Source organism: Streptomyces silaceus, from assembly GCF_001419745.1.
GTDB lineage: Bacteria > Actinomycetota > Actinomycetes > Streptomycetales > Streptomycetaceae > Streptomyces > Streptomyces silaceus.
The window spans coordinates 1-5,877 of sequence record NZ_LIRJ01000359.1; the positions used below are offsets into that span (position 1 = coordinate 1).

Consider the following 5,877-nt stretch of genomic DNA (forward strand, 5'->3'; position numbering starts at 1 on the left):
GTGGGGGAGAGGGGACCGGGGGCCGTCGCGGGTGGTGGAGTGCGCCACCATGCTGATGCTTTCGGCCTTTCTCGTCTCCCGGCCGTCGTACGACCACTACCTGCTGGTCGTCCTTCCGCTGCTGCTCGCCGGGGCCCTGGTGCCCGGGGCCGCGGCGCGGAGCCCGTGGTTCTGGGTGGCGCTGGTGCCGCAGGTGCCGGGTTTCTCCTGGCCGTGGCTGGAGCCCGGGACCAGGCGGGCCTTCAAGGACTGCCTCACGCTCTGTCTGTTGGCGGTCACGCTCGCGCGGTGCTGTGTGCGCGGGGGGGCCGGTTACCCTGGAGGTGACAGGGTCGCCCGAGGCGGCGGGGCCGGCGGTGCCGGTCTCCAGGTCCGCGTTTTGACCCATACGGGGCGGCGCGGGTAGTCTCGGGGACTGATACGTATTGGCTTCCTCGTTCTCACGCGAAAGGGCCCATACGTAGGTTCCCTGGAGCAGTTACCAGTGGCTCGCATACGGGCAGCGTCCCCGGCATTGTGGGCCCCAGCTGCATGATCGCTTCCTGGGTGCCGTGTGTCTGGACCCCATCCACTGAAGAAGCGAAGGCTACGAAGTGCGTACGTACAGCCCCAAGCCCGGCGATGTGACCCGCCAGTGGCACGTCATCGACGCTCAGGACATCGTCCTGGGGCGTCTGGCGACCACGGCCGCCTCCCTCCTGCGCGGCAAGCACAAGGCGATCTACGCCCCCCACGTTGACACCGGTGACTTCGTCATCATCATCAACGCGGAGAAGGTGCACCTCTCCGGCAACAAGAAGACCCAGAAGATGGCGTACCGCCACTCCGGTTACCCGGGTGGTCTGCGTTCCGTCCGTTACGACGAGCTGCTCGAGAAGAGCCCCGAGAAGGCCATCGAGAAGGCCGTCAAGGGCATGCTCCCCAAGAACACCCTGGGCCGTCAGATGCTCTCGAAGCTGAAGGTCTACGCGGGCGACCAGCACCCGCACGGCGCTCAGCAGCCGGTCCCGTTCGAGATCACCCAGGTCGCGCAGTAGTTCCGGCCACCCCCAAAGACGAAAAAGAATCTGAGGAGAATCGTGGCCGAGACCACCGTTGAGCAGCCGGTCGAAGAGACCGAGGTTGTTGACGTCGAGCAGTACACCACCGAGTCCGAGGTCCCCGTCGAGGGCGAGTACACCTCGGAGTCGAACGCCGCGCGCTTCGGCGACCCGCAGCCGGCCGCCGGCCTGGGCCGTCGCAAGAACGCCATCGCCCGCGTCCGGATCGTCCCGGGCACCGGCAAGTGGAAGGTCAACGGGCGCACGCTCGAGGACTACTTCCCGAACAAGGTCCACCAGCAGGAAGTCAACGAGCCCTTCAAGGTGCTCGAGCTGGACGGCCGCTACGACGTCATCGCCCGCATCTCGGGTGGCGGCGTCTCCGGTCAGGCCGGTGCGCTCCGTCTCGGTGTCGCCCGTGCGCTGAACGAGGCCGACGTCGACAACAACCGCGGCGCCCTGAAGAAGGCCGGTTACCTGAAGCGTGACGACCGTGCGGTCGAGCGCAAGAAGGCCGGTCTCAAGAAGGCCCGCAAGGCTCCGCAGTACAGCAAGCGCTAATCGCTGCCTGCTTGTACTTCTCGTTCGCCCCGGCGGCACGCACTGTGCTGCCGGGGCGTTCGTTTATCCGCAACCCCTGGGATCCTGGAACCCTCTTGCCCAGGGCGTAAGTGCTTTTCCTGAACGTTCGGAGGACAGCAGTGGGACGACTCTTCGGCACGGACGGCGTGCGTGGTGTCGCCAACGCGGATCTGACGGCCGAGCTCGCGCTCGGACTCTCCGTGGCGGCGGCTCACGTACTGGCCGAGGCGGGCACCTTTGAAGGCCATCGCGCGACGGCGGTCGTCGGTCGTGACCCGCGCGCGTCCGGGGAGTTCCTGGAGGCCGCGGTGGTCGCCGGCCTCGCGAGCGCGGGCGTGGACGTCCTGCGCGTCGGTGTGCTGCCCACCCCCGCGGTGGCGCATCTCACCGGTGCGCTGGGCGCCGACCTCGGTGTGATGCTCTCCGCCAGCCACAACGCCATGCCCGACAACGGCATCAAGTTCTTCGCCCGCGGCGGCCACAAGCTCGCCGACGAGCTGGAGGACCGCATCGAGTCCGTGTACGAGGAGCACCGCACCGGCGCTCCCTGGCAGCGGCCCACCGGGGCCGGTGTCGGTCGCGTGACGTCGTACGACCAGGGGCTCGACCAGTACATCGCGCACCTGCTCGGCGTGCTCCCCAACCGGCTCGACGGGCTGAAGATCGTCCTCGACGAGGCGCACGGCGCCGCCGCCCGCGTCTCGCCGGAGGCCTTCACGCGCGCCGGTGCCGAGATCATCACGATCGGGGCCCAGCCGGACGGCCTGAACATCAACGACGGCTGCGGCTCCACGCACCTGGACCTCCTCAAGGCCGCCGTCGTCGAGCACGGGGCCCACCTCGGCATCGCGCACGACGGGGACGCCGACCGCTGCCTCGCCGTGGACCACACCGGCGCCGAGGTCGACGGCGACCAGATCCTCGCCGTGCTCGCCCTCGCCATGCGGGAGCACGGCGTGCTGCGGCACGACACCGTTGTCGCCACCGTCATGTCGAACCTCGGCTTCAAGCTCGCCATGGAGGCGCAGGGGCTCTCGCTCGTGCAGACCGCCGTCGGCGACCGGTACGTCCTGGAGTCGATGAAGGAGCACGGCTTCGCCCTCGGCGGCGAGCAGTCCGGGCACGTCATCGTCCTCGACCACGCGACCACCGGCGACGGCACGCTGACCGGCCTGCTGCTGGCGGCGCGGGTCGCCGAGACGGGCCGTACGCTCGCCGACCTGGCCGGCGTCATGGAGCGCCTGCCGCAGGTCCTGATCAATGTGCCCGACGTCGACAAGTCGCGCGTGAAGACCTCGCCCGAGCTGTCCGCCGCCGTCACCGACGCCGAGCGCGAGCTGGGCACCACCGGCCGCGTGCTGCTGCGCCCCTCGGGGACCGAGCCGCTGGTGCGGGTCATGGTCGAGGCCGCCGACATCGAGCAGGCGCGGTCCGTGGCGGGCCGCCTCGCCGACGTGGTGAAGTCCGCGCTGGGCTAGGTCCCTACGGCTGGGCGTGCCGCGTCCTGGCCGTACGCGCGCGCTGTCTGGCCCAGAAGAACTTCTGGGCCAGCAGCGTCGCCGTACCCGCGAGGACGATGCCGAGCAGGTTCAGCAGGAGCTGCTCGGTCGAGCCCCACGCCTGGCGGTACTCGTCGTAGCTGAAGGCGACCGCGGCGTTCGCCGCCGCGGGGACCGTCGTCACGGAGATCGCGACGCCGACCAGGGCGCCCGACTTCGCCGAGGTCAGCGAGAGCGTGCCCGCGGCGCCCGCGAGGACCGCCACGACGAACGAGAACCAGTCGGGGCGGTAGATGAAGTTCGTGTTCGGGCGCTCCGACTTCAGGGCGTCGTCGCTGAACAGGTTCATCGCGTCCATGAAGAAGCTGAAGCCGACCGTCACCACCATGGCCACCGCGAAGCCCACGACCAGCGCGATCATGGAGCGCAGGGCGAGGCGGGGCGCCCGCTGGACCAGGGCCGTGCAGAAGCCCGCGAGCGGGCCGAACTCCGGGCCCACCGCCATCGCGCCCACGATCAGGATCGCGTTGTCGAGCACGACGCCGCAGGCGGCGATCATCGTGGCGAGCGTGAGGAACGCGACGTAGGTGACCGAGAGCGTCGACTCCTCGTGGGTCGCCTCGGTCAGGTGCTCCCACAGGACCGCGTCCGCGCCCTCCCCGGGGGCCTCGTGCTCCGCCTTGTCCGCGCGCAGCGACAGCGACAGGTCGATGTTCTCCAGCGCGATGGAGCCGTGCTTGTCGATCTCCAGCGCGCGCAGGCCGTCGATCAGTTCGTCGCCCGCCTCCCGTGCGACGTCGCACAGGACGACGTCGCCCCGCGGATTACGGGCGGCGCCCGGGACCACCGCGAGGTGCGTGGTGCCGACCGTGCCCTCGATGAGGCGCACCACCTCGTCCGTCTTGTCGGCGGGGGTGATGAGGCGCAGATGCAGCATGGTGGACAGGGCCTTCCGGGTGGCTCTGATGGCGCTGAGGGCTCTGGTGGCTCTGGTGGCTCTGATGACTGTGGTGACGCTGGTCGCTCACAGCTTGCGCAGGCTCAGGCGTTGCACCTTGTGGTCGGGGCCCTTGCGTACGACGAGGGTGGCACGGCCCCGGGTCGGGGCCACGTTCTCCACGAGGTTCGGCTTGTTGATGGTCCGCCAGGTGGTGCGGGCGTAGTCGAGGGCCTCTTCCTCCGAGACCTGGGTGTACTTGCGGAAGTACGAGGACGGGTTCTGGAACGCCGTGTCGCGCAGCTTCTTGAAGCGGTTGAGGTACCAGCGCTCGATGTCCTCGGTGCGGGCGTCCACGTACACGCTGAAGTCGAAGTAGTCCGCGAGGCCCACGCGGGTGCGGCCGTCCTTGCCCGGGAGCGCGGGCTGCAGCACGTTCAGGCCCTCGACGATGAGGATGTCGGGGCGGCGGACCGTCAGGCGCTGGTTCGGGACGATGTCGTAGATCAGGTGCGAGTAGACCGGCGCGGTGACCTCGTCCTTGCCGGCCTTGATGTCGGCGACGAAACGGGTGAGGGCGCGGCGGTCGTACGACTCGGGGAAGCCCTTGCGGGACATCAGGCCGCGGGCCTCCAGCTCCTTGGTGGGCAGGAGGAAGCCGTCCGTGGTGACCAGCTCCACGCGGGGGTGTTCCGGCCAGCGGGAGAGCAGGGCCTGGAGGAGGCGGGCGACGGTCGACTTGCCGACCGCCACGGAGCCGGCGACTCCTATGACGAAGGGCGTGCCCGACTGGGAGCCCTTCTCGCCGAGGAACGTGTTGAGGGCGCCGCGCAGGCCGTCCGTCGCGCCCACGTAGAGGTTCAGGAGGCGGGACAGCGGCAGGTAGATGTCGCGGACCTCGTCCAGGTCGATGACGTCGCCGAGGCCGCGGAGCCTCTCCAGCTCCTCGGCGGTCAGCGGCAGGGGAGTCTTGGCGCGCAGCGCGCTCCACTCCGGGCGGGTGAGGTCGACGTAGGGAGTCGCCTCCGGCTTGTGCCGGTGGGCGCTCCGCGGAGCCTTGGTGGGCTCGGAGACCGAAGAGATCACAGTCCATTGTTACGGCTGTTTGAACGGGGCGGAGGGTGGGGTGTGTCACGCTGACCCGGTGATTATTGGGGTTGGCATCGATGTCGCGGAGATCGAGCGGTTCGGGGCGGCGCTGGAGCGGACGCCCGGGATGGCCGAGCGGCTGTTCGTGGACGGGGAGTTGCTGCTGCCGAGCGGGGAGCGGCGGGGGGTCGCCTCGCTGGCGGCGCGGTTCGCGGCGAAGGAGGCGCTGGCGAAGGCGCTGGGCGCGCCGGCGGGGCTTCGGTGGACGGACGCGGAGGTGTACGTGGAGGAGAGCGGGCAGCCGCGGGTCCGGGTGCGGGGCACGGTGGCGGAACGGGCGTCGACGCTGGGCGTCCGCTCGTGGCACGTGTCGCTCAGTCATGACGCGGGGGTGGCTTCGGCGGTGGTGGTGGCGGAGGGCTGAGGTTTCTGGCGGGGGCGCCTTGGGCGGTGCCTGCGCCTTGGGTTCGTCTGTGGGGTGGGTGCGTGGGCGTCTGTGCCTTGGCGGTGCTGCGCGGTTGCTTCGTCTGTGGGGCGGGGCCGTGGGGGTATGTGCGTACTCGCTATCCCTGCGTCGCGCCTCAAGTCCAAAGACGCCAGAGGTCGCTCGGCGCTCCGTGCGCACATACCCCCACGTCCCCTCGGGCCGGTCGTGCGCGTGCGGCCCGGTGGGGGCCGCTGCCCGCGCGCTGCGCCCGGTGGGCAGAGCCGTGCCGCTCCTGCTGTGGGC

6 protein-coding genes and 1 pseudogene are annotated in these 5,877 nt (G+C 70.1%); 5 read left to right on the plus strand and 2 right to left on the minus strand.

Features of this window, described 5'->3' with window-relative positions:
- From AOK22_RS29255 to glmM, 4 genes and pseudogenes are all read left to right on the plus strand, one after another.
- Positions 1-406: pseudogene (locus tag AOK22_RS29255) on the plus strand (hypothetical protein); the annotation flags it as partial.
- A 187-nt stretch (positions 407-593) separates the two neighbouring features.
- Entirely contained in the window at positions 594-1,037 is a 444-nt protein-coding gene (rplM, locus tag AOK22_RS29260; protein WP_055569478.1) for a 50S ribosomal protein L13, read from the plus strand.
- A gap of 42 nt (positions 1,038-1,079) precedes the next feature.
- Positions 1,080-1,601 (plus strand): 30S ribosomal protein S9, encoded by a 522-nt coding sequence (gene rpsI / locus AOK22_RS29265; protein ID WP_055701733.1) that lies wholly within the window; start codon positions 1,080-1,082, stop codon positions 1,599-1,601.
- Between the two features lie 140 nt (positions 1,602-1,741).
- Positions 1,742-3,100 carry a phosphoglucosamine mutase gene (gene glmM / locus AOK22_RS29270; RefSeq protein ID WP_055701734.1) on the plus strand — a complete coding sequence of 453 codons (1,359 nt, stop codon included), beginning with the start codon at positions 1,742-1,744 and terminating at the stop codon, positions 3,098-3,100.
- A 4-nt stretch (positions 3,101-3,104) separates the two neighbouring features.
- Here glmM and AOK22_RS29275 read toward each other — a convergent pair whose 3' ends face one another.
- Positions 3,105-4,058 (minus strand): DUF389 domain-containing protein, encoded by a 954-nt coding sequence (locus AOK22_RS29275; protein ID WP_055701735.1) that lies wholly within the window; start codon positions 4,056-4,058, stop codon positions 3,105-3,107.
- Positions 4,059-4,145: 87 nt separating this feature from the next.
- Positions 4,146-5,144: a type I pantothenate kinase gene (coaA, locus tag AOK22_RS29280; protein WP_425264082.1), complete on the minus strand. Its 999-nt coding sequence runs from the start codon at positions 5,142-5,144 to the stop codon at positions 4,146-4,148.
- A 58-nt stretch (positions 5,145-5,202) separates the two neighbouring features.
- Between coaA and AOK22_RS29285 the strand changes: the two genes are divergently transcribed.
- Positions 5,203-5,571, plus strand: a complete 369-nt coding sequence (locus tag AOK22_RS29285) for a holo-ACP synthase (protein WP_055701736.1) — start codon at positions 5,203-5,205, stop codon at positions 5,569-5,571.
- Positions 5,572-5,877: the final 306 nt, after the last annotated feature.

Coding starts and splice junctions, on each gene's coding strand:
- AOK22_RS29275 (WP_055701735.1), bottom strand. CDS start 4,058: ATGCTGCATCTGCGCCTCATCACCCCCGCCGACAAGACGGACGAGGTG.